This window comes from Pseudomonas sp. W4I3, from assembly GCF_030816195.1.
Lineage (GTDB): Bacteria > Pseudomonadota > Gammaproteobacteria > Pseudomonadales > Pseudomonadaceae > Aquipseudomonas.
This window is the reverse complement of the sequence record NZ_JAUSXS010000001.1, coordinates 3,059,092-3,081,988: the sequence shown is the minus strand read 5'-3', so window position 1 is coordinate 3,081,988 and position 22,897 is coordinate 3,059,092. Positions and strand designations below refer to the sequence as shown.

15 protein-coding genes and 1 pseudogene are annotated in these 22,897 nt (G+C 59.9%); 9 read left to right on the top strand and 7 right to left on the bottom strand.

Annotation, left to right across the window (positions count from 1 at the left end; genetic code table 11):
- Positions 1 to 10: 10 nt before the first annotated feature.
- The 9 genes from QF045_RS14155 to QF045_RS14115 all read left to right on the top strand — a co-directional run bounded on the left by QF045_RS14155 (position 11) and on the right by QF045_RS14115 (position 17,129).
- Entirely contained in the window at positions 11 to 1,582 is a 1,572-nt protein-coding gene (locus QF045_RS14155; RefSeq protein WP_306492733.1) for an ABC transporter ATP-binding protein, read from the top strand.
- Positions 1,583 to 1,658: 76 nt separating this feature from the next.
- On the top strand, positions 1,659 to 3,062 hold the full coding sequence (locus QF045_RS14150) for a sigma-54-dependent Fis family transcriptional regulator (protein ID WP_306492732.1): 1,404 nt from the start codon (positions 1,659 to 1,661) through the stop codon (positions 3,060 to 3,062).
- 785 nt (positions 3,063 to 3,847) lie between these two features.
- Positions 3,848 to 5,239: a GntP family permease gene (locus tag QF045_RS14145; protein ID WP_306492731.1), complete on the top strand. Its 1,392-nt coding sequence runs from the start codon at positions 3,848 to 3,850 to the stop codon at positions 5,237 to 5,239.
- An 8-nt stretch (positions 5,240 to 5,247) separates the two neighbouring features.
- Positions 5,248 to 6,021, top strand: a complete 774-nt coding sequence (locus tag QF045_RS14140) for a 3-hydroxybutyrate dehydrogenase (protein ID WP_306492730.1) — start codon at positions 5,248 to 5,250, stop codon at positions 6,019 to 6,021.
- Between the two features lie 160 nt (positions 6,022 to 6,181).
- Positions 6,182 to 8,134, top strand: coding sequence for an acetoacetate--CoA ligase (locus QF045_RS14135; protein WP_306492729.1), 1,953 nt, complete (start codon positions 6,182 to 6,184; stop codon positions 8,132 to 8,134).
- Positions 8,135 to 8,277: 143 nt separating this feature from the next.
- Entirely contained in the window at positions 8,278 to 10,815 is a 2,538-nt protein-coding gene (locus tag QF045_RS14130) for a PAS domain-containing protein (RefSeq protein ID WP_306492728.1), read from the top strand.
- 43 nt (positions 10,816 to 10,858) lie between these two features.
- A complete protein-coding gene (locus QF045_RS14125; protein WP_122541448.1) occupies positions 10,859 to 11,134 on the top strand; it encodes a peptidylprolyl isomerase in 276 nt (91 codons plus the stop codon).
- 131 nt (positions 11,135 to 11,265) lie between these two features.
- Positions 11,266 to 15,957: a hypothetical protein gene (locus QF045_RS14120; RefSeq protein WP_306492727.1), complete on the top strand. Its 4,692-nt coding sequence runs from the start codon at positions 11,266 to 11,268 to the stop codon at positions 15,955 to 15,957.
- Positions 15,951 to 17,129, top strand: coding sequence for a glycosyltransferase family 32 protein (locus tag QF045_RS14115; RefSeq protein ID WP_306492726.1), 1,179 nt, complete (start codon positions 15,951 to 15,953; stop codon positions 17,127 to 17,129). The genes QF045_RS14120 and QF045_RS14115 overlap by 7 nt, the downstream gene beginning before the upstream one ends.
- A gap of 66 nt (positions 17,130 to 17,195) precedes the next feature.
- Here the strand turns inward: QF045_RS14115 and QF045_RS14110 are convergent, their stop codons facing one another.
- The 7 genes and pseudogenes from QF045_RS14110 to QF045_RS14080 all read right to left on the bottom strand — a co-directional run bounded on the left by QF045_RS14110 (position 17,196) and on the right by QF045_RS14080 (position 22,892).
- On the bottom strand, positions 17,196 to 18,110 hold the full coding sequence (locus QF045_RS14110; protein WP_306492725.1) for a sugar kinase: 915 nt from the start codon (positions 18,108 to 18,110) through the stop codon (positions 17,196 to 17,198).
- 108 nt (positions 18,111 to 18,218) lie between these two features.
- Positions 18,219 to 19,428: pseudogene (locus QF045_RS14105) on the bottom strand (amino acid deaminase).
- Between the two features lie 9 nt (positions 19,429 to 19,437).
- On the bottom strand, positions 19,438 to 20,202 hold the full coding sequence (locus QF045_RS14100; protein ID WP_306492724.1) for an IclR family transcriptional regulator: 765 nt from the start codon (positions 20,200 to 20,202) through the stop codon (positions 19,438 to 19,440).
- A gap of 168 nt (positions 20,203 to 20,370) precedes the next feature.
- On the bottom strand, positions 20,371 to 20,760 hold the full coding sequence (locus tag QF045_RS14095; protein ID WP_106580125.1) for a RidA family protein: 390 nt from the start codon (positions 20,758 to 20,760) through the stop codon (positions 20,371 to 20,373).
- Positions 20,761 to 20,775: 15 nt separating this feature from the next.
- Positions 20,776 to 21,558, bottom strand: a complete 783-nt coding sequence (locus QF045_RS14090; protein ID WP_306492723.1) for an amino acid ABC transporter ATP-binding protein — start codon at positions 21,556 to 21,558, stop codon at positions 20,776 to 20,778.
- A complete protein-coding gene (locus QF045_RS14085; RefSeq protein ID WP_124386301.1) occupies positions 21,555 to 22,217 on the bottom strand; it encodes an amino acid ABC transporter permease in 663 nt (220 codons plus the stop codon). The genes QF045_RS14090 and QF045_RS14085 overlap by 4 nt, the downstream gene beginning before the upstream one ends.
- A 12-nt stretch (positions 22,218 to 22,229) precedes the next feature.
- The gene (locus tag QF045_RS14080) at positions 22,230 to 22,892 is read right to left on the bottom strand and encodes an amino acid ABC transporter permease (protein ID WP_306492722.1); all 663 of its coding nucleotides are present in this window, start codon (positions 22,890 to 22,892) and stop codon (positions 22,230 to 22,232) included.
- Between the last annotated feature and the right edge of the window lie 5 nt (positions 22,893 to 22,897).

The following is a 22,897-nucleotide window of genomic DNA, read 5'->3' as shown; positions in this document are numbered from 1 at the left end:
GTGACTGCGTATGAACCTGATCGAAATCCGTGACCTCAGCGTGGCCTTCAGCGGCCACACCGTGGTGCGCAATGTGAACCTGGACGTGCGCCACGGCGAATGCCTGGCATTGGTGGGCGAGTCGGGCTCGGGCAAGTCAGTGACCGCCCATTCGATCCTGCAACTGCTGCCCGAAGCCGGCACGCACAGCACAGGCTCGGTGAAGTATCGCGGCCAGGAACTGATGGGCGCCTCGCCTGCTGCTCTGCAAAAGCTGCGCGGCAATCGCATCGCGATGATCTTCCAGGAGCCGATGACCTCGCTGAACCCGCTGCACACCATCGAAAAACAGATCGGCGAAACCCTGCTGCTGCACAAGGGCCTGGGCGGCAAGGCGGCGCAGGCGCGGATCCTCGAACTGCTCGACCTGGTGGGTATTCAGAAACCCCAGGAGCGGCTCAAGGCCTATCCGCACCAACTCTCCGGTGGCCAGCGCCAACGGGTGATGATCGCCATGGCCCTGGCCTGCGAGCCGGAGCTGCTGATCGCCGACGAACCCACCACCGCGCTGGACGTGACTGTGCAGCGCAAGATCCTGCTGCTGCTCAAGTCTTTGCAGCAACGCCTGGGCATGTCACTGCTGCTGATCAGCCACGACCTCAATCTGGTGCGCAGCATTGCCCAGCGGGTGTGCGTGATGCGCGCCGGCGAGATTGTCGAGCAGGCCGACTGCCAGACCTTGTTCACCGCACCGCAGCATCCCTACAGCCGCCTGCTGCTGGACGCCGAGCCCTCGGCTGAAGTGTTGTGCGGCGACGAGCGCGAGACGGTGTTGCAGGTGGACGACCTGAGCGTGCAGTTTGCCCTTGGCGGCGGGCTGTTGCGGCGCAAGCGCTACCTGCAGGCGGTGGACGGTATCAGCCTCAGCGTGCAACGCGGCAAGACCCTGGGGATTGTCGGCGAGTCCGGCTCGGGCAAGTCGACCCTGGGCCAGGCGATCCTGCGCTTGCTCGACTCCACTGGCAGTATTCGCTTTCAGGGTGAAGCCCTCGACCCGCTCAACCACCGGCAAATGCGTCCGTGGCGCAAGCAAATGCAGGTGGTGTTTCAGGACCCGTATGGCAGCCTCAGCCCACGCATGTCGGTGCAGCAGATCATCAGCGAGGGCCTGGAGGTTCACGCGCCGTGCAGCCTTGACGAACGCGAAGCGCAGGTCATCCAGGTGCTCAAGGATGTCGGCCTTGACCCCGCCAGCCGGCACCGTTACCCCCACGAATTTTCCGGCGGCCAGCGCCAGCGCATTGCGATTGCGCGGGCGCTGGTGCTCAAGCCGGCGTTGATGCTGCTGGATGAACCGACCTCCGCGCTGGACCGTACGGTGCAAAAACAAGTGGTGGCCTTGTTGCGCGAACTGCAGGAGAAATACGGCCTGACCTACCTGTTCATCAGCCATGACCTGGCGGTGGTGCGGGCGATGGCCCACGATATGATCGTGGTCAAGGACGGCAAAGTGGTAGAGCGCGGCCCCAGCCATGCTGTGTTCGAAGCGCCGCAGCATCCCTACACCAAGGAGCTTCTGGCAGCGGCGCATATCCCCTTGTAGGCGCGTGCCTCCAGATGCACCGCATTATCGTTGACGACCTTCGCGAGCACGCTCGCGCCTACAGGATTCTGCACGCATGAGTACCAGCCTCAAGGACTACCCACACGTTCGCGGCCTGGCCATTCAGTCGCTGTTCGAGATCATTGAGCAGTCCAGCGAAGGCACGGTAATTGTCGACCGTGATGCCAATATCGTCTGGATGAACGAGCGCTACGCCAAGCGTTTCGGCCTCAAGAGCGCCGAGCAGGCCATCGGCCAACCCTGTGAGCAGGTGATTTCCAACAGCCTGTTACGCCAGGTGGTGCGCAACGACCGGCCGATACTGCTGGACATCCAGGACACGCCCAAGGGCCCGCTGGTGGTGATGCGCCTGCCGATCCACGACGATGCGGGCGCGGTGATCGGTGCGATCGGCTTCGCGTTGTTCGACGAGCTGCGCAACCTGTCGCCGCTGATCGAGCGCTACCTGAGCCTGCAGCAGGAACTGGCGTCCACCCGCTCGCTGTTGCGCTCGCGGCAGAGCAAATACAACTTCGCGCACTTTATCGGCACCAGCGCCGCCAGCCTTGAAGTCAAACGCCGTGCGCGGCGCAGTGCGAGCGCCGAATCGCCGGTGTTGCTGCTCGGCGAAACCGGCACCGGCAAGGAATTGCTCGCCCAGGCCATTCACGGCGCGTCGCCGCGTGCGCACAAAGCCTTTGTCAGCATCAACAGCGCAGCGATTCCCCACGACCTGCTCGAAGCCGAATTCTTCGGCACCGCCCCGGGCGCCTTTACCGGCGCGGATCGCAAGGGCCGTCCGGGCAAATTCCAGATTGCCCAAGGCGGCACGCTGTTCCTTGATGAAATTGGCGATATGCCGCTACCACTGCAGAGCAAGCTGCTGCGGGTGTTGCAGGAGAAGGAATTCGAGCCGGTGGGCTCCAACGAAATGCTGCACAGCGATGTCCGGGTCATCGCAGCGACGTCCATGGACCTGGAAGCGGCGATCAAGCGTGGCGAGTTCCGTGCGGACTTGTACTACCGCCTGAACGTATTACCGATCCAGGTGCCGCCGCTGCGTGAGCGGCTGGAGGATATTCCGGCGCTGAGCGAAGCGATCCTCGAGGAACTGCGCAGCCAGCATGAATTGGACCGCGAAGCGCTGGCGCTGTTGGCGCAGCATGCGTGGCCGGGGAATATCCGTGAGCTGCGCAATGTGCTAGAGCGGGCGGCGTTGTTGAGTGATGACTTGGTGCTGAATGCCGGGGAAATTCGGGCGGCGATTGGCACCTTTACACCAGTTGAGCGCAGTACGGTGATGTTGGTAGAGGCAGAAACGTTCAGCGCTGCCAGGGAGCGTTTTGATCGACAGGTGATTGGTGCGGCGCTGCAAGCCTGCGGGGGCAATGTGGTGGAAGCGGCGCAGCGGCTGGGGCTGGGACGGTCGACGTTGTACAAGAAGATGGTGGCGTTGGGGATTGATCAGTCTCCAATATGAGAATCAAATCTCTATTTCAAGACAGACACTGTGGGAGGGGGCTTGCCCCCGATAGCAATAGTCCAGTCAATATTTTTACCTGCTGACCCACCGCCATCGGGGCATAGGTATCTACACAACTTCGCGCGGCCCTAAGCCTGTGACGGCTCAGCAGCCGAAGCCTCTCTAACTGACGCCCAGCGTTCCAATGTGGGAGGGGGCTTGCCCCCGATGGCGGCCTGAAAGCCGACAATGATGTTGGATCAGAGCGAGTACATATCCGTTGCTGCGGTAACGGCGGCTTAGGGTTCCGCCCTTACGGCGGGTCACTTTTGGAAAAGAGCCCCAAAAGTAACCAAAAGGGCTCCTGCCCCACCACTCGGCACCTCGCTCACGCTCGGTGTGCCCGTAATCCGACATTGATTTGGAGGGCCGCCGCCACGCGCCATCCATGGCGCGGGGCGGCTAAACCGGCATCCACTGCCGGTTTACCCTCCAAATCACTATCGAATTCCGGCCAGCGTGGTTTAACGGGGCGCCTAAGATCAAGATCAAGAGCGGCTCGCTTCGCATCGTGGTTACCGTAGGCTGCTACAAAGTTGTGTAGATACCTATGGCCATCGGGGGCAAGCCCCCTCCCACATTTGTTCCGCGCTGGTCTCAAAATTGAGACAAACTCGGAAATTCACTGAACCAAAAGAATAAATATCTTTTGATTTCAATACGTTAAGTAACTGGCACACATCTCGCTATAGCACCGCTTAACTGCTACCCCCACAAAAATAACAATCCGATGGAGACACACCATGAGTGTGATCATTGCCCTGGCAGCCCTGGCGCTGCTGATGCTGGCTGCCTACCGTGGCTATAGCGTTATCTTGTTTGCCCCGATCGCCGCCCTCGGCGCTGTTCTGCTGACTGACCCTTCCGCTGTCGCACCGGCCTTTACCGGGGTGTTCATGGAGAAAATGGTTGGTTTCATCAAGCTGTATTTCCCGGTGTTCCTGCTCGGTGCGGTGTTCGGCAAGCTGATCGAGCTGTCGGGGTTCTCGCGCTCGATTGTCGCCGCCGCGATTCGTTTGCTCGGTACGCGCCAGGCGATGCTGGTGATCGTGCTGGTCTGCGCCCTGCTCACTTACGGTGGCGTGTCGCTGTTTGTGGTGGTGTTTGCGGTGTACCCGTTTGCCGCGGAGATGTTCCGCCAGAGCAATATTCCCAAGCGCCTGATCCCGGCGACCATCGCCCTCGGTGCGTTCTCGTTCACCATGGACGCCCTGCCCGGCACGCCGCAGATTCAGAACATCATCCCCAGCACCTTCTTCAACACCACCGCCTGGGCGGCGCCGTGGTTGGGGCTGATCGGCACGATCTTCGTGTTCTGTGCCGGCATGCTCTACCTGTCGCGCCAGCGCAACAAGGCCCAGCGCGCGGGTGAAGGCTATGGCACCGAGCTGCGCAACGAGCCGGAGACGGCCGACAACCTCAGCCTGCCCAACCCATGGGTCGCGCTGTCGCCGCTGATTCTGGTGGGGGTGATGAACCTGCTGTTCACCCACTGGATCCCGCAGTGGTACGGCAAGACCCACAGCCTCAGCCTGCCGGGCATGAGCGCTCCGGTGACGACCGACATTGCCAAGCTCACCGCGATCTGGGCGGTGCAGGCGGCGTTGCTGGTGGGGATCATCGTGGTATTGGTGTGCGGTTTTTCGGCGATTAAAAGCAAACTGGCCGAAGGCAGCAAGAGTGCGGTGAGCGGCGCGCTGCTGGCGGCGATGAACACCGCCTCCGAATACGGTTTTGGTGCTGTGATCGCCTCGTTGCCGGGGTTCCTGGTATTGGCGGACTGGCTCAAGGGCATTCCCAACCCGCTGGTCAACGAGGCCATTACCGTGACCTTGCTGGCGGGCATCACCGGCTCCGCGTCCGGCGGCATGAGCATCGCCCTGGCCGCGATGTCCGAGAGCTTTATTTCAGCGGCCCATGCGGCCAATATCCCCCTTGAAGTGCTGCACCGAGTTGCGGCCATGGCCAGCGGCGGCATGGACACCCTGCCGCACAACGGCGCGGTGATCACGCTGCTGGCGGTGACCGGGCTGACCCACCGCGAAGCCTACAAGGACATTTTCGGCATCACGATCATCAAGACCCTCGCGGTGTTCGTGGTGATCGGTACTTTCTACGCCACCGGCATAGTGTGAGGTTTTTCATGACGACATTGAACGGCAAGACCGCCCTGGTCACTGGTTCCACCAGCGGCATCGGCCTGGGCATTGCCCTGAGCCTGGCCAAGGCCGGCGCCAACCTGATCCTCAACGGCTTCGGCGATGCCAGCGCGGTGATCGCCCAGGTGCAGGCGTTTGGCGGCAAGGTCGGGCACCACCCGGCAGACGTCAGCGACCCGGCGCAGATCGCCGAGATGCTGGCCTATGCCGAGCGCGAGTTCGGCGGCGTGGACATTCTGGTCAATAACGCCGGCATCCAGCACGTGGCGGCGGTGGAGGATTTTCCGGTGGAGCGCTGGGACTCGATCATCGCCATCAACCTGTCGTCGGTGTTCCACAGCACGCGCTTGAGCCTGCCGGGTATGAAGGCCAAGGGCTGGGGGCGCATCGTCAATATCGCCTCGGTGCACGGCCAGGTCGGTTCGGTGGGCAAGGCGGCCTATGTGGCGGCCAAGCACGGGGTGATCGGCCTGACCAAGGTGGTGGGCCTGGAAACCGCGACCAGCAACGTGACGTGCAACGCCATCTGCCCGGGCTGGGTGCTGACGCCGCTGGTGCAGAAGCAGATCGATGATCGCGCGGCCAGCGGGGTGGACCCGCAACAGGCGCAGCATGATCTGCTGGCGGAGAAACAGCCGTCGCTGGAATTCGTGACGCCACCGCAGCTGGGTGAGCTGGTGCTGTTTTTATGCAGCGAGGCCGGCAGCCAGGTACGGGGCGCGGCGTGGAATATCGACGGTGGCTGGCTGGCGCAATAACTCCCCAACACTGGAGATCAAAATGTGGGAGGGGGCTTGCTCCCGATAGCGGTGGGTCAGTCAATGAATGTGCAAACTGAAACACTGCCATCGGGAGCAAGCCCCCTCCCACATGGGAACTCCATTGTTTGCAAGACTTGTATAGGAAGAGACCTTGCTCATGTCCGACATCCTCTGGCAACCCTCCCCGGAACGCATCGCCAGCACGCGGATGGACCAGTTCCGCCGCTACATCAATGCCCGCCACCACCTGCAGCTGCGCGACTACCCTGCCCTGCACCAATGGAGCATCGACCAGCGCGCCGACTTCTGGCAGGCCATCGTGGCGTTCTTCGACGTGCAATTTCGCAGCCCGCCCAGCGCTACGTTGATCGAAACCGGCGAAATGCCCAGCGCCCAGTGGTTTCCCGGCGCCACCCTGAACTTCGCCGAGCACTTGCTGCGCCGTCGCGACGCGCACCCGGCGGTGGTTGCCATCAGCGAAGACGGCCAACGTGAACAACTGAGCTACGCGCAATTGGCCGAGCACGTCGCCGGCCTGCAGCGAAGCCTGCGCGCGGCCGGCGTCGGCACAGGTGACCGGGTCGCGGCGTGCATGCCCAACACTTGGCAAACCCTGGTCGGCATGCTCGCCACCACCAGCCTCGGTGCGATCTGGTCGTGCTCTTCCCCGGACTTCGGCACCCAGGGCGTGATCGACCGTTTCGGCCAGATCGAACCCAAGGTGCTGATCACCTGCGCCGGTTATCGCTACGCCGGCAAGACCATCGACCAAAGCGCCAAACTCAATGAAATCATCGAGCGGCTGCCGTCCCTGGAACAGCTGATCATCGTGCCCTACGCCCGTCCTCAGGCTCAGGTCGAGGATTATCGAACCCAGGCACGGGTAGCACTGTGGAACGACTTCTACCAACCCGGCGGCACACCCGAATTCGTCGCGGTGCCGTTCGATCACCCGCTGTATATCCTCTATTCCAGTGGCACCACCGGCGTGCCCAAGTGCATCATCCACGGCACTGGCGGCGTACTGCTCACCCACCTCAAGGAACACGGCCTGCATGCCGACTTGTCCCGTGAGGACTGCCTGTTTTACTACACCACCTGCGGCTGGATGATGTGGAACTGGCTGGTGTCGGTGCTGGCCCTGGGCGCCACGGCTGTGCTGTACGACGGGTCGCCGTTTCATCCCGGGCCGCAGCGCTTGATCGACCTGATCGACGCCGAACGCATCAGCGTGTTCGGCACCAGCCCCAAGTTCCTCGCCACCCTGGAAAAAGCCGGGCTGCAACCGCGCCTCACCCATGATCTGCGCAGCCTCAAAGGCTTGATTTCCACCGGGTCGCCGCTGTCGCCCCAGAGCTACGACTACGTGTACCGCGAGATCAAGGCCCAGCTGTGCCTGTCGTCGATGTCCGGCGGCACCGATATCGTCTCCTGCTTCGTGATCGGCAACCCGGTGCTGCCGGTGCGCCGTGGCGAAATGCAGTGCAAGAGCCTGGCCATGGCCATCGAAGTGTGGGACGACCAGGGCCGCCCACTGATCGGTGAAAAAGGCGAGCTGGTGTGCACCCGGCATTTTCCCGCCATGCCCATCGGGTTGTGGAACGACCCACAACAACAGAAGTTGCGCGCCTCCTATTTCTGCCAGTTTCCCGGCGTGTGGGCCCAGGGCGACTACGCCGAACAGCGCCCCAACGGCAGCCTGCTGATCCATGGCCGTTCCGATGCGGTGCTCAACCCTGGCGGCGTACGCATCGGCACCGCCGAAATCTATCGCCAGGTGGAAAAAGTCCCGCAGGTGCTGGAAAACCTCGCCATCGGCCAGCGCTGGCAGGACGATGTGCGGGTGGTGCTGTTTGTGCGCCTTGAGGACGGCGTCGAGCTGGATGAGGCGCTGCAGCAGCAGATCCGCCAGGTGATCCGCGCCAACACCACGCCGCGCCATGTGCCGGCGAAGATCGTTGCGGTCAGCGATATCCCGCGCACCATCAGCGGCAAGATCGTCGAATTGGCGGTGCGCAACGTGGTGCATGGGGAACCGGTGAAAAACACCGATGCGCTGGCCAATCCCCAGGCGCTTGAGCAATTTCGCAACCGCCCCGAGCTGGCGTGACTGATGAAAGCTTTCAGCCCTGAGGCGCCGTTTTGAAGAAAACTTGAAAATGCATGCTATTTTTCGAGGTAGCCACCCGTTGCCCTGTCTTGGGATAATGGGTGTTGTCATTTTTTTTCAAAGCGTGATGCGTAGGGCTTTTTATGAATGGAACATCCACCGGTAGCGAAGCCGCGGCAATGATCGAGCGGCTGGACTGGGCGCAAAGCCCCCTCGGTGAGGCCAATGACTGGCCGCAAAGTCTGCGCACCGCCGTGGATATCGTGGCGCACTCGCCCATGCCGATGCTGCTGCTCTGGGGCGAGCAGCTCACCCAGCTCTACAACGACGGTTTCGCCGTGCTGGCCGGCAACAAGCACCCCGATGCACTGGGCCAGCCGGTCCACGCGACGTGGCCGGAACTGCAAAACTTCGCTGCGCCGATCTACGACGCGGTGCTCGGCGGCCAGGTGCGCACCTTCAGCGAGCAGCGTTTCGTGCTGCAGCGCAACCACCGCGACACTGAAATCTGGCTCGACCTGACCTACAGCCCGGTGCGCGATGAAAGCGGCCGCGTGGCCGGGATCCTGGTCACCGCCATCGAAACCAACGAGCGACGCAGCAAAGCCCTCGAACTGCAACAGCGCTCCGAAGACAGCCTCAAGGCCCAGCACAGCACCGAGCAGCGTCTGCAGCTTGCCCTGGCGGCGACCGACGCGGTGGGCACCTGGGATTGGGACATCGGCGAAGACCGATTTATCGCCGACGCACACTTCGCTTTCTTGCATGGCGTCGACCCGACTCAAGCCGGACTGCTGCCCATCAGCGCCTACCTGCTCGGCGTACATCCCGAAGACCGTGGCATGGTCACGCGCAGCATCAAGCATTGCATCACCTTCGGCACCGAATACGCCGAGGAATACCGCCTGCTGCAAGCCGACGGCCAGGTGCGCTGGGTGTTTGCCCGTGGCCGCTGCTACAAGGATGCGCAAGGCCGCCCGGCACGCTTCCTCGGCGCCGCGCTGGACCTCACCGAGCGCAAGCACACCGAGCAGGCGCTGCGTCAAAGCCAGACCGAGCTGCAATTGATCATCAACGCCATGCCGGTACTGATCGGCTACGTTGACCACGACCAGCGCTTTCGCCTGAACAACAGCGCCTACCTCGATTGGTACGGCATGACGCCCCAGGAGCTGTACGGCAAGACCATCCGTGAAGTGCTGGGCGACGACGTGTACGCCGGGCGCGAAGACAAGATCGCCGCCGCGCTCAACGGCAAGGCGTGCAGCTTCATGACCGTCACGCCGCATCGTGACGGGCGAGCGCGCCATGCGCTGATGAAGTACCTGCCGCGCTTCAGCAACGACGGCTCGGTGAACGGTTTCTACATTTTTGTGATCGACGAGACCGAACGCAAACTCACCGAAGAAGCCCTGCGCCATCTCAACGAGAACCTCGAAGAACGCGTGGCCCAGCGTACCCAGGCGCTGGCCGAGGCCAACCAGCGCCTGCAAAACGAGATGTACGAACGCGAGCGCGCCGAAGACGCCTTGCGTCATGCGCAAAAAATGGAAGCGGTGGGCCAGCTCACGGGCGGTATCGCCCACGACTTCAACAATATGCTCACCGGCATCATCGGCAGCCTCGACCTGATGCAGCGGTACATTGCCGACGGCCGCAGCGAAGACATTGGACGTTTTGCCGATGCCGCTGTGGCCTCTGCCCACCGCGCCGCCGCCCTCACCCACCGGCTGCTGGCGTTCTCGCGGCGCCAGTCGCTGGACCGCCGCCCCACCGACCCCAACCAGTTGGTGGCGTCCCTGGAAGATCTGTTCCGCCGCACCAAGGGCGCGCACATCGCGCTCAAGGTGCAGCTGGGCAAAGACATCTGGCCGGTGAACACCGACGCCAGCCAGCTGGAAAACGCCCTGCTCAACCTGGTGATCAATGCCCGCGACGCCATGCCCGATGGCGGCGAACTGCTGATCGAAACGGCCAACAGCTACCTGGACGGCACCGACATCACGACCCTCGAGCCGGTCACGGCCGGCGATTACGTGATGCTCGGCGTGCACGACAACGGCAGCGGCATGGCGCCGAAAATCCTGGCCAAGGCCTTCGACCCGTTCTTCACCACCAAACCCATCGGCCAGGGCACCGGCCTGGGCTTGTCGATGATCTACGGCTTTGCCCAGCAATCCGGTGGCCATGTGACCATCCAGAGCGAACCGGGCCAGGGCACCTGCGTGCGCCTGTACCTGCCGCGCCTGCATGGCACCGCGCTGGAAAGCAGCCAGCCCGTCAGCCTGACCGAGGCGCCGGTGGCCCTGGCCGGCGAAGCGGTGGTGGTGGTCGAGGACGACCCGGCGGTGCGCATGCTGGTGGTCAATGTGCTCGACGAGCTGGGCTATACCGCGCACCAGGCGGCGGATGCGCGCACGGCGCTGCCGTTGCTGGAATCGGACTTGCGCGTGGACCTGCTGGTCACCGACGTCGGCCTGCCAGGCATGAACGGTCGGCAACTGGCAGAAATCGCCCGCCAGCATCGACCGGGATTGCGCGTGCTGTTCATGACCGGTTACGCCGAAAAAGCCGCTGAGCGCCAGGGTTTCCTGGAACACGGCATGGACATGGTGGCCAAGCCGTTTTCGATTGACCTGCTGGCGACCAAAATCCGCAGCATGATCGGCGTCGATGCCTGAGTTCAGGCATAATCGCGCGCCGTCGCACACCTGGTAGAGATGAATGAAAGCCCAAGCCCGTCATATCCTGGTGAAAACCAGTGAAGAAGCCGAACAGCTCAAACAGCGCATTGCCAAAGGCGAAGCCTTTGATGTGCTGGCCAAGAAGTACTCCACCTGCCCGTCGGGCAAACGCGGTGGAGACCTGGGTGAAGTGCGGCCGGGGCAGATGGTCGGTGCTATTGATGCGGTGATCTTCAAGAAGCCGGTGAAGGTGATTCACGGGCCGATCAAGAGCAAGTTCGGCTATCACTTGGTGCAGGTGTTTTACCGGGACTGACCCAGCCAGTAGCAGTACCGCAGGGACAAGGCATTACGCCCGCCTTCCCTTTCAAGCGCTACATAGATAATCCCCTTGCCTATTCATAAACGTCACGATGGTCGCTCAACCGACGGCCATGGAACGCCTTTATGGAACAAGAAGTTATCCAGCAACTGAGTATTGCGAACGCCCTGTATAACCTCAGAGTGCTCGAAGCAGCCGAATTACCCAGCGATCAAGCTCGCCAAGTGTTCAACCAGGTGCTCGACGCTCCCACGGTCGAGGCGTTGAACGCCAACCGTTTTTACAACGATGTGGACTGGGGCAATGAGGCGTTTTTACCGGCCCTTTGCAGGTTTCCGGCGGTTCGAAACAGACTCGCCTTGGCTGCCGGTATACCCACGGAAAACCTATCGTTTACGTTGGCCTTGGCGTTTCTCTATAAGCTCTCATCGGCGATCTGGCGCGCCGAACTGCCCACGCTGAGTTACCCGGCTGTTGTGCTGGACCCCGCCGCTCGGCAACAGTTTAAAAACGCTTTTGCGAACAACGACGCGCTAAAACATGATCGCTATCCTCTGGACAATAACGTCATCCGGCTGATAGCGAATGTTCTTGATGTCTGCCAACTTCGCGCCTTTCAAAAGCTCGAATTCAACGCACTGGGGCTAAGCAGCAACGACCCCCTGGACATTCTGAAGAATCAAACGCGTTTTTCTGAGCGCCTACATCAAGAAATCACCCGATTTATTGACAACGCCATGCCGACCTCCACGCTTGCTCCCATCTACGGAGTCACGGTGCATGGCTACACGGACAGCCCAGTCGAGGACAACCAGACTCATCCACCCGCTGCCGTCCTCACCTATGAACACACTGTCGCCGTGCTGCTCAAAGACTACCTGACCACAGGGGAAAAGCCGCACCAGCATTGGACATCATTAAAACTCACGCTTTTTGAAGACCGCGCAAACCGCAATGATAACGAGGCCGCACACGTCAGCCGAGACGATGTGCTAAAGCCCACTGCGATTAGCTACCACCATGCCCGCCGACACTCACTTCTTCCCGTGCCGCTGTCGGCACTTGATCAATTCCTTGAGCGCATTGACAGGCTTCTACCTCTTTACCAGGCAGACCTGGAACGCTATTGGCGAGCCCCCTCAGCGGACAGCGGTGCAAAAAAAATATGGGCCGATCAAGTTCGACACTATCTGGAAACAGAAGCACGCCTGCGGGTGGCGGATACCACCCTCGACGCCACATCCCACGCCGTAATCAATGCGGTACTTAGCCACCGAACAAGTGCCGAGCTGAATCTTCGAAACAACGGTGCGTCGGTCAAGACCTACAGGTGTGCGTTCGTCGATATTGCTACCTCGCGCGAGTTCCCGATCAATGGTGGTGGCTTCTTAATAGAAACCACAGAACTCCCGCCTTCCTCACAGCGTTCAATCGTCACTTATGAACTGGGGTTGGGCATCAATGTATTCGAACACTGGGAAGCCTACGCAGAGCATCTGTTGGCAAGGCTGGCTGATACCGACAGCCGCCATCTGTTGTTCCAGCACGTGAGCAAAGCTGATGCGATGACCATCATCGCTATTTACGCCACACACCCAACGCAGTTGTACGTCAAAAAAAACGAAGTCACCGCCGACATCATCACATCACTGATTGAAGGCTTGCTCTCCCAGCAGCGGTCAAATATCGCGCTGGACTTTACGCATGCTCAAGTGACCCACCTACCCAAAGGGCTCGACCAATTCAGTCACTTCCTTGACGAAAACCTTAACTTTGGGATGGGCGAAAAACACGCTCGACTGCAAAGTCTTCGGCATTCATCCGTTATCAAGAACCTGCCCGACCACACGCTTTCCCATGCCTGGGCATTCGCCACCAGCCCCCTTCAAGAAGCACTTTCCAGCGCCCATCTGAGCCCCCCAGCACTGACCTTGCCAGCACTCGACAGCCCGACACTCACTGACGAAAGTTATCGCCGGTTTGCGCTGCAGGCGCTGACGACTGCAAGCATCGTCGAGGCGGTCAAAAACACTTTGCGCCATGTCGTCGCGTATTTCCCGCCGGAAATGCCAGTCACCGCGCAGTTCAGCGCACAAGTACTGCACAAGATCATGGCGCACCGTCTCCAACGCGTGCCCTTTGAATGGCAAACCCCCGACAGTTACAGATACAAATACTATTATCTGTTGCAGGCGCACAGTCGCAGCTTGACCAGTGCGCGTGCCAAACCACTGGTCGACAGCGCCTGCTTGGCGCTACTGGGAACCAAGCCGCCGCCGTCTGAACTGATCTATCCGTATTATTCAGCCGAAGAACTGGGCGCCGCCCAAGCGCAATCGCCGGCACTGGTTGATAACCTGCACCGTGAAATCGGAGGGGGGACCAGCCGTCCCAATCTGAAAAAGCTGGGCGAGTACCTGAACCTGACCTTGCTGGCGGAGGACGAGTCCGCTCAATTACGCCCAAGCCACTACAAACGAAGCGATGCGCTGTTCCACGAACTTTTACTGGACCTGCCCAATCTCCATGCACTGGGAAAAGTCCTGGCGGACGCCGCATCCGGTTCCATCCGCAAGGATCAGCCGACGGCACGACGGGCACTTGCCGTGTCGGTTATCACTGACTATCTGTACCCCCCGACGGAGCAAAGACCTGGTTACATCGGCGGGCTGAACCTCAACAGCGTGAGCCTGGGTGAGGCGCCTGTTGGCCAGGTACGACGAGCGCTGAAAGAACACCTCCAGCGCACATTTGCGCACAGCAAAGAGCCCGCGAGCCTGCGCCTGGCTTTTATCCTGCTCAGCGCGCGTTATGTGCCGGAGCTATTGATCGAAGGTGTGCAGGGCTCGATATTGTATGGACAGGCGCTTGAGGGCGTTCACTTACGCCATGCGGTGGGGTGCCTGGAGGCCGTGCAACCGTGCTCCGCCCTGGGCAAAACCTATGAAGAGATCGCTACGTATTACGCGGACTTCCAATACAGTGGGTTAAGTGAAAATAAAAAAATAGCGATCGCATTGTTGAAGCAACTGCCGACCTTGCATTTTGCCATGTGCCAGGGCGTTATCCCGCAAACGGATATCGCGCACGCACTGCACGATGACAGCCTTAAGGCCGCAGCCTATATAAAACAGCAACAGAATCTCGAGGCGCAGGCCTTTACCCAACTGGCTCAAATACCCCCACAACGTAAAGAAATCGCAGCGACATACTTTAAACAATCGTTTCCCGACAAAGACCCTGAGCACGTCACACCGTTTACTGAGGCTGAATTAAAGAAATACTTCCACACCCACCCCTCAAGCGTTGCGGATATCGGTATAGGCAGGGCCATGAAAATGACCGCTCTGCAAAAGTACATGTCTTGTACGTTCGGTCAGTCTTTCACCGAAGAGGAAATAGGCCTGGGCCCTTCGCTCTACCGTGGTTGTTCCATCCAGACACTGTTCGACAACCGGTTCAACACCTACAAGCGCGAGTTTCTCGCCGGTATGGTTTCGCGCATGTGCCTGAGCATGCACGCCTTACCCAGCAGTGATCGAAGGCGAATACTCGACGCGTATAAATTTATCACCGTTGCCTTCGAAGATGACAAACATAACTGGGAAGTCGGCAATTTCGGCTTGATTGCCTTATATAAAGAAAGCGATGACGTGCAATATGCTTACGAAATTTTCTGCCCCTCTGGCACCGTTAGCCCCCTTCGACTAACAGGAAAAACCGCCACCCGGATCAATATTCAGTTCTCCCCCGATTCACGCGATGAACTCTGGCACGAGTCGCCCTATCTCAACGTCGGCCCGTTGAACGAGGGTAGTTACCTCAGGGGCCAGCGTGATGACACGTTCAGCGCGCCCAAGTTGACCGTCAGTTTTTATACCGTCCGCCGCCAAACACAGGGCATGTCCAGAGACGAAAAAATCAAGTTCACCTGCCAGAAAATGGTCGATTCGGTGTTCAGTAAAATCGTTGACCTCGCCTATCCCACCTTGCGCAGCCCGACACCTTATGAACGTCACAAGGAACGTCTTTATGAACAAGCCGTGACCAAAGCGCGCTTCGTTTTCCCTGGGTACGCGTTGTATCAGGATATCGTGTCGGGAAAGCTAACAGCCGGCACCATTATTTTCAGCGCGGTAGAGGCGCTGAGCCTATTGCTTCCTTTTGCTGGCGTCGCGATTAAGGCCTTGCGCGTATCCACACAATTGGGCCGTGTTCTCATTACGGCCAGATCGTTGAGCCTTTCAACAGCAGCATTGGCAGCAGCCAAAGTCATCAAGCCACTGCAATCGGCCCTTCCTCGCGCCTTTCTTCACGCTGCCGAGTCCGCCAATCCACTGGGAGCACTCAAACTGCTGTTTCAAGGAGGGCATAAAGGCGTGCTGGCAGCTTCGTTTCTGCTCCGATTTGTGAGGCAAGAACTGGGGGGTACGGCGCACCTCTCAACCCTTGTGAAACTCAGTCACTTACCGCCGCTTCAACACCTCTGGCGCCCTCCAACGCCATTGAATTCACTCAATAAAATCCTGACCAGTGACAACATCCGCTTTTTTAAAGGGGCGTCGGCATTCGGGCCTAATCAATTGAATGTTCAATTGCAACGAAGGCTGTATACGTCGGGGATAGACCTGTCAGACGCCGTGTTCAGAAATGAAATATTCATCAAGGAGGGCAGAGAATATATACGTTTGCAAAACAATATCTACGAAGTTAGAAAACGCCCTAAAGAAGAGTTTTATCATATTCGCAAAGAGGACATTGACGGCCCCTTTGTCAGGTTCGACGCCCCCACGAAAAAATGGATGATTGTATGCTAAGCGCTGCTCAATTTTGCACCCGCCCCGTGGGGCCTCTGCAACCCTATGCGCCTGTTCACACGGTCAGCATTCCAAAGGTTGATCACATAAGATTAGGGCTCGTACCCACGGGCGCCGGTTATGTGATGCCCGTTCTTTATGACGTTCAACATCGGTTATGGCGACCCGCTGAATGGGGTCTCGCACAAACCCATGTTGCATGGTGCGCAGCCAACGGATACTGGAAGAGCGGCACGCTGGCTGAGTGGAACGTGGTCAAGGATACGATACCGGCACCCCGCGAGTTCATCACGTTTGAATTCCCTAAGCTGCCAGTGGTGCCCACACATGCTCAACCCATTCCTAAAAGCATTCACCATATCTGGGTAGGCCCGTCACTGCCCGACGACGACCTCATCGCCAACATCACTACTAACATCGCTCGCAGCGAAGGCCATATCACAACCTTGCATACGGACATCAGTGATGAATTGTTTACTACCCTCCAGGAAAAACTCAAACACATAAGACCTTCGCTGATCATTTCAAACTTACGTGAGATGGATTTTTTCGAACGCTTCAAAAGCGGCCCGATTTATCCACACTACACACATGCACTGAACGGCGCTGGGCATAACTATGCAGCGGCCGCCGACATGCTTCGCTATCACTTGGTCAACCATTACGGTGGCATTTACATGGACATGGACGATCACTTCGTAAACAGCATAGCAGGCATGGACTTCCGCGCAGCGCCAAACGATGTATTACTGGGGCCGGTGATTGAATATGAACCGGCAAAATTTTCGGGTTACAACAACAGCATATTCGCCAGCCATCCCGATAACCCCGTATTAACAAAAGTCGTGGAGGAAATGGCCACGCGTCTTGACAATAAGAAAGATTTTTTCCTGACGCCAAAAATTCGCAACCCTACGGCCACTGAGCATGACACGTATGCAGAAGAGTTTTTCAGCTTGACCAGCCCACAGTTATTCAACGATGTCTTGAGTCGCGAAAGGCCAGATTACTATGAAGTGCTATTTGGACTGCAAGCCGAAAATCTCATAAAAAATGTCGTGTTCGATAACGATTACGTCGCGAAGGTACTCTTGGTGTCGGAACATTACTGCCCGTTCTTCCAAAGAGCCGGTGTAGAAATTGGTGCTGCACAGTCCTGGAATGTCGACTAACGGGTGAACACCCAGTATTTCTTGGCGTTCTGGTCCTGGAAGCAAACTAACGACCCGCTCGATGGCTTATTCCACGGTGCGGGGTAACAGTGCGCCCGGTGCCTGAATGACTTGGCTCGCCAATTGGTGCCCCGCGCTGGCCGCACGCGTTGGCGAGCCACCCTTGAGTCGATTGGCCAAATACGCCGCACTGAACGAATCCCCTGCCGCTGTGGTGTCCACCACCTTCTCCACCTTTAACGCCGGCACGGCGAAGCGCTCGCCGGCGCAGCGAATCAAGCACGCATCCGCGCCTCGCTTGAGCACTACTTCTTCGATCTGCGGGTACGCCGCAAACACCTGCTCGCTGTCTTCATAGCCAAACAATGCGCGCTCGTCATCTTCGGTGAGCAAGGCGATATCCACCGCGGCCAACACCTTGTGATAGGCCGCCCGCGCCGCCCTTACACTAGCCCACAGCCGCGGCCGGTAATTATTGTCAAACACCACTTTACCGCCGCGCAGGCGGGTCTGCACCAGGGTTTGCAGCAAGCGCTCGCGACCGATTTCGCCCAGTACCGCCAGGGTAATACCGCTGAAATACACCAGGTCATAGCCCGGCAAAGCGGCCAGGATCGGCTCGGCAGCCGGCGTGGTGAAACAGTCGCGCACGGCGGCTTCGTTGCGCCAATAGAGAAATTTGCGCTCGCCGTTGGCGTCGGTCTGAATGCAGTACAAACCCGGCAGGCGTCCGGGCAAACGTTGCACCATGCCCAGTCCCAGGCCTTCGTCGGCCCACTGTTGGCACATGGCATCGCTGAAACTGTCATCGCCCAAAGCCGTGACATAGTCGACGGTGCCGACGTCGCCCAGCTCGCGGCGCAGGTACACGGCCGTATTCAGGGTATCGCCGCCGAAGCTCTGGTGCAGGCTGCCATCGGCGCGGTGTTGCAGTTCGATCATGCATTCGCCGATGAGGGCGATGCGGGGTTGGGTGTTCATGGCTGCTGTCTCGGTGGGGCTGATGGACTCATCGGGAGCAAGCCCCCTCCCACAGGGGAATGCATGCCAAATGTGGGAGGGGGCTTGCCCCCGATAGCGCGACTCGATCTAGAAGCAGGTACGCAGGGACTCGATCACCTGCAATTGTTCATCCACCAGGCACCCCACCTGCCACTTGTCGAAGGTCAGGCACGGGTGCGAGGTGCCGAACGAAATGATGTCACCGATGCGCAGTTCAACCCCCGGCGCCACGCTCATGAACGCATGCTGGTCCATTACCGCAGTGACCTTGCACGCGCTGACATCATCGCCTTCGGCCGGCACCACGCCGGCCCTGTAGCGCTTGAGTGGCACCGGCAAGCCGGCGTCGTAGGCCACGTCGCGCTTGCCCAGGGCGATCACCGCAAAGCCCGGTTCAGGCATCGATTGCACATGGGCCCAGACTTCCAGGGCCGGGCGCAAGCCTTCTTGGAGGTCGCTGCGACGGTCGAGCACGCAACATTGCGCCTCTTTATAGATGCCATGGTCGTGGGCCACGTAGCTGCCGGGGCGCAACACGCTGAGGAAGCGACCGGCGGCATTCTGCGCCTCGAACGACTCGGCGATCAGGTCATACCAGGCCGAACCGGAGGCGGTCACGATCGGCTTGGGCAGGTCGAAATAAGCCTGGTCTTGCAGGTCCACCGCCAGGCGCACCAGGCTGGCCGCGAACGCACGAATGCCGCTGATCGCCTGATCGCCGTGGATCACGCCTTCGTAGCCTTCGATACCGGTAAGGGCCAGGGCCGGCTGGGCCTTGATCGCTTCTGCCAGCTCGCGTACCTCTTGCTCACTGCGACAGCCACAACGACCGCCGACCACGCCGTACTCGATCATCACGTTCAGACGCAGGCCACGGGCAGCGAAGAACAGGCGCCAGGTCGGCGACGTTGTCCGGGTGGTCGACCATGCAGTGAAAATCGAAATCCGGGTCGACCAGCAGGTCGGCGATCAGCGCCATGTTCGGCGCGCCCACCAGTTGGTTGGCCATCAGCACACGGCGCACCCCACCGGCGTAGGCGGCGCGGGTCTGCACCGCGGTGGCCAGGGTGATGCCCCAGGCGCCCTGGGTGAGCTGACGCTGGAACAACGCCGGCATCATGCTGGTCTTGCCGTGGGGCGCCAACTGCGCGCCGCTGTCGCTGACGAACGCCTGCATCCAGCGGATGTTGTGTTCCAGGGCTTCGCGGTGCAGCACCAGGGCCGGCAGGCTGACGTCGCGGACCAGATGAGCGCCAACCGCAGCGGCGCCTTTTTCAACGGCATTGAAGGCAGACATGGAAAATTCCTATTCGTTGATACGCCGGGCCAGGTTGTTGGCGCTGTCGATCAGCACCCGGCGATAGTCGTTATAGTTTTTGCTCGCATCGGCCCGCGGGGCAACGATGCACAGCGTCGCAATGCTGACGCCCTGCGCGTCGCGCACCGGGGCAGCAAAGCAATGGGTGAAGGTGTCGGCCACGCTGTCGAAGGAAAAGAACCCGTCGAGGGTGGCCTGGCGGATCTGTGCCAGAAAGGTTTCCAGCGGCAGGCGCTGGCCATCGGGCAGGATGAAATCGTCGGGGTCGATCAGGTCGGTGATTTGCCGGTCGCTCAAATGCCCGAGCAACAGGCGCCCGGAGGCGGTCCAGGGGATTGGCGCGTTTTCGCCGATGTCCGAGGAAATGCGGAAATGCCGCTCGCCTTCGCGCATCAGCGCCACCGTGTATTTGCGCCCGTTGAGCAGGCACATCTGCGCGGTTTCGTGGGTCTGGCTGACGATTTCCTGCAAGGCGTGGTCGGCCTCGCGGGTCAGGTCGAAGTGACGCAGGTGCGCCTGGCCGAGGAAATACAGCTGGCGTCCGAGGTAGACGTGGCCGTCCTTGCCCACGGTTTCCAGGATACGGCGCTCGAGCAGCGAGGCGACCAGTTCGTAGACCGTGGACTTGGGGCTGCCGATGCCACTGGCGATATCATTCGGGCGCAGCGGCTGGCCGATTTCCTTGAGAAAATCGAGGATATCGAACGCACGGTCCAGGCCTTTGGCGCGGCGTTTGATGGTGTCTTCGGTCATGGCAGTGTCAAGTCCCGTCAAAGTGCTAGGGTGTGGCAGAGATCACTTGTGGGAGGGGGCTTGCTCCCGATGGCGGTGTGCCAGTGGACACATCTGTTACTTATACACCGCTATCGGGGGCAAGCCCCCTCCCACATTGATCTACAGCGTGCTCAAGATCCGGGCAATTTAGCCCTTTTTCTTGTAAGCCACGCAATCGATCTCAACCTTGCAATCGACCATCATGTTGGCCTGCACGCACGCACGCGCCGGGGCGTGTTCCGGGGTGAAGTATTCGCCAAACACTTTGTTGAAACTCCAGAAATCCCGTGGATCTTCCAGCCACACGCCGACGCGCACCACGTCTTTCAATTCGTAGCCGGCCTCTTCGAGAATCGCCACCACGTTACGCAGGGTCTGGCGGGTTTGCTCGATGATGCCGCCGTTGATGATCTCACCGTCCACCGCCGGCACCTGGCCCGACACATACAGCCAGCCATCGGCCTCTACGGCGCGCGCGAAAGGCCGTGGTTGGCCGCCGCCGGCGGTGCTGCCGGTACCGTAACGAGTAATGCTCATAAAAATAGCTCCTGATTAAAAACGAATGTTCTTGAGAAATTCCGCCAGACGCGGCGATTGCGGCCGCTCGAAAATGTCTTTAGCCGAACCCTGCTCTTCGATGCGGCCCTGGTTCATGAACACGATCTGGTCCGAGACTTCATAGGCAAAGCGCATTTCGTGAGTGACCAGCAACATGGTCATGCCCTCCTCCGCCAGCCCCTTGATCACGCTGAGCACTTCACCCACCAACTCGGGGTCGAGGGCCGAGGTGACTTCGTCGAAGAGCATCAGGCTGGGATTCATCGCAATCGCCCGCGCAATCGCCACGCGCTGTTGCTGGCCGCCGGATAGCTGACCGGGAAAATGATTGCGACGTTCCAGAAGTCCCACACGGTCGAGCCATTTTTCCGCGAGCGACACGGCCTCGTCCTTAGGCATTTTCTTAACTTTCAACAAGCCCAGGGTGACGTTCTGCAGGGCCGTCAAATGCGGGAACAGGTTGAACTGCTGGAACGCCATGCCGGTCATGGCGCGGTGCTGGGCGATCACCCGCTCGGGGTGACGCACGCGCTTGCCGGACACGTCGCTGTAGCCGATGGACTCGCCATCGAGGGTGATCTGCCCGCCCTGGAATTCTTCCAGCAGGTTGACGCAACGCAACAGCGTGGTCTTACCCGAGCCGCTGGAGCCGATCAAGGTCACCACGTTGCCGCGTTGCATGCTCAAGTCGACACCCTTGAGCACTTCCACGTCCCCGTATTGCTTGCGCAGGCCGCGAATGTTCAGCAGCGGTTGGAGTGTTTGAGGTTGGTTCATGGCAAGGCCACCCGCTTTTCAATGTAGCGCCCGAACAATTCGATGGCGTAGTTGATGACAAAGAACATAAAGCCTGCGAACAGGTAGAACTCCAGGGTCATGAAGGTGCGTGCAATGACCTGCTGGGTGCTCAGCAGCAACTCGGCCACGCCGATCACCGAGAGCAAGGTCGAGGCTTTGACGATTTCCGTGGAGGAATTGACCCAGGTCGGCAGGATCTGCCGCAGCGCCTGAGGCAACAGCACGTAGCCCAGGGACTGGTAGAACGTCAGGCCAATCGCCTTGCCCGCTTCCAGTTGTCCACGAGGGATGGCCTGCAGCGCACCGCGCACGATTTCCGCGACGTGGGAGCCACAGAACAGCGTGAGCCCGACCGCGCCGGCCTGGAACGCGCTGATCTGCCAACCGAGCGCCGGCAGCATGTAGAAACAGGCCAACACCAGCACAAATACCGGGGTGCCACGAATCAGGTCGACATACAGACGAAACGGCGCACGCATCCAGAACTTGCCGTACGTCAGCACCAACCCGGCGAAGATACCGATCAGGGTGCCGAAGATAATGGCCAGCGCCGAGCAATAGATACTGGTCTGAAACCCCGCCCACAGCGTCTCCCGGGCGACCCACAATTCATGCAGCCAGCTAGGCGATTCGTACATGGGGAACCCTCCTTAACGACGGATCGCCAGACGCTGTTCCAGGTAACGGAGCAGCATGGCAATGAGGTAACAGGCGGCCACGTAGAGCGCGGTCGTCACCAGCCAGGTTTCAATCACCCGGTAGCTTTCGACGTTGATCTTGCGGGCGTAGTAGGTCAGCTCCGGTACCGCAATCGCAGCGGCCAGGGAGGTGTCCTTGAACAGCGAGATAAAGTTGTTCGACAGCGCTGGCAACACGTTGCGCAGCATAACCGGCACCGTGATGTAAGCGCGGATGCGCCACTCGCCCAGGCCAATCGCCAACCCGGCTTCGCGCAAGCCCTTGGGAATATTCAACAGCCCGGCACGGAACACTTCGGTCAGATAGGCCCCGGCGTACAGCGACAAGGTGATGATGAACGAGGGGATTTTATCCAGGCGGATGCCCAGTGACGGCAAGGCAAAGTAGATCAACAGGATCAGCACCAGGATCGGCGTATTGCGGATCACCGTCACATACACCGAAGCGAGCACCCGCAACGCGCGGTGCCTGGACAGCATGGCAAACGCCATCAGCAGGCCGATCACGCAGCCGATGGCGATCGACAGCAAGGCCAACTGCAGGCCCAGGCCGAGCCCGGCGAGCAAGGTGTCGAAATCACGCCACACGGCGGCAAAGTTCAACTGATAGTTCATGGTCG

Excerpts from the sequence above, each read along its gene's own strand:
- QF045_RS14125 (WP_122541448.1), top strand. The coding sequence starts at position 10,859 with ATGAAAGCCCAAGCCCGTCATATCCTGGTGAAAACCAGTGAAGAAGCC.
- QF045_RS14110 (WP_306492725.1), bottom strand. The coding sequence starts at position 18,110 with ATGAACACCCAACCCCGCATCGCCCTCATCGGCGAATGCATGATCGAA.
- QF045_RS14095 (WP_106580125.1), bottom strand. The coding sequence starts at position 20,760 with ATGAGCATTACTCGTTACGGTACCGGCAGCACCGCCGGCGGCGGCCAA.
- QF045_RS14155 (WP_306492733.1), top strand. The coding sequence starts at position 11 with ATGAACCTGATCGAAATCCGTGACCTCAGCGTGGCCTTCAGCGGCCAC.
- QF045_RS14115 (WP_306492726.1), top strand. The coding sequence starts at position 15,951 with ATGCTAAGCGCTGCTCAATTTTGCACCCGCCCCGTGGGGCCTCTGCAA.
- QF045_RS14135 (WP_306492729.1), top strand. The coding sequence starts at position 6,182 with ATGTCCGACATCCTCTGGCAACCCTCCCCGGAACGCATCGCCAGCACG.
- QF045_RS14090 (WP_306492723.1), bottom strand. The coding sequence starts at position 21,558 with ATGAACCAACCTCAAACACTCCAACCGCTGCTGAACATTCGCGGCCTG.
- QF045_RS14150 (WP_306492732.1), top strand. The coding sequence starts at position 1,659 with ATGAGTACCAGCCTCAAGGACTACCCACACGTTCGCGGCCTGGCCATT.
- QF045_RS14085 (WP_124386301.1), bottom strand. The coding sequence starts at position 22,217 with ATGTACGAATCGCCTAGCTGGCTGCATGAATTGTGGGTCGCCCGGGAG.
- QF045_RS14145 (WP_306492731.1), top strand. The coding sequence starts at position 3,848 with ATGAGTGTGATCATTGCCCTGGCAGCCCTGGCGCTGCTGATGCTGGCT.
- QF045_RS14080 (WP_306492722.1), bottom strand. The coding sequence starts at position 22,892 with ATGAACTATCAGTTGAACTTTGCCGCCGTGTGGCGTGATTTCGACACC.
- QF045_RS14100 (WP_306492724.1), bottom strand. The coding sequence starts at position 20,202 with ATGACCGAAGACACCATCAAACGCCGCGCCAAAGGCCTGGACCGTGCG.
- QF045_RS14140 (WP_306492730.1), top strand. The coding sequence starts at position 5,248 with ATGACGACATTGAACGGCAAGACCGCCCTGGTCACTGGTTCCACCAGC.
- QF045_RS14130 (WP_306492728.1), top strand. The coding sequence starts at position 8,278 with ATGAATGGAACATCCACCGGTAGCGAAGCCGCGGCAATGATCGAGCGG.
- QF045_RS14120 (WP_306492727.1), top strand. The coding sequence starts at position 11,266 with ATGGAACAAGAAGTTATCCAGCAACTGAGTATTGCGAACGCCCTGTAT.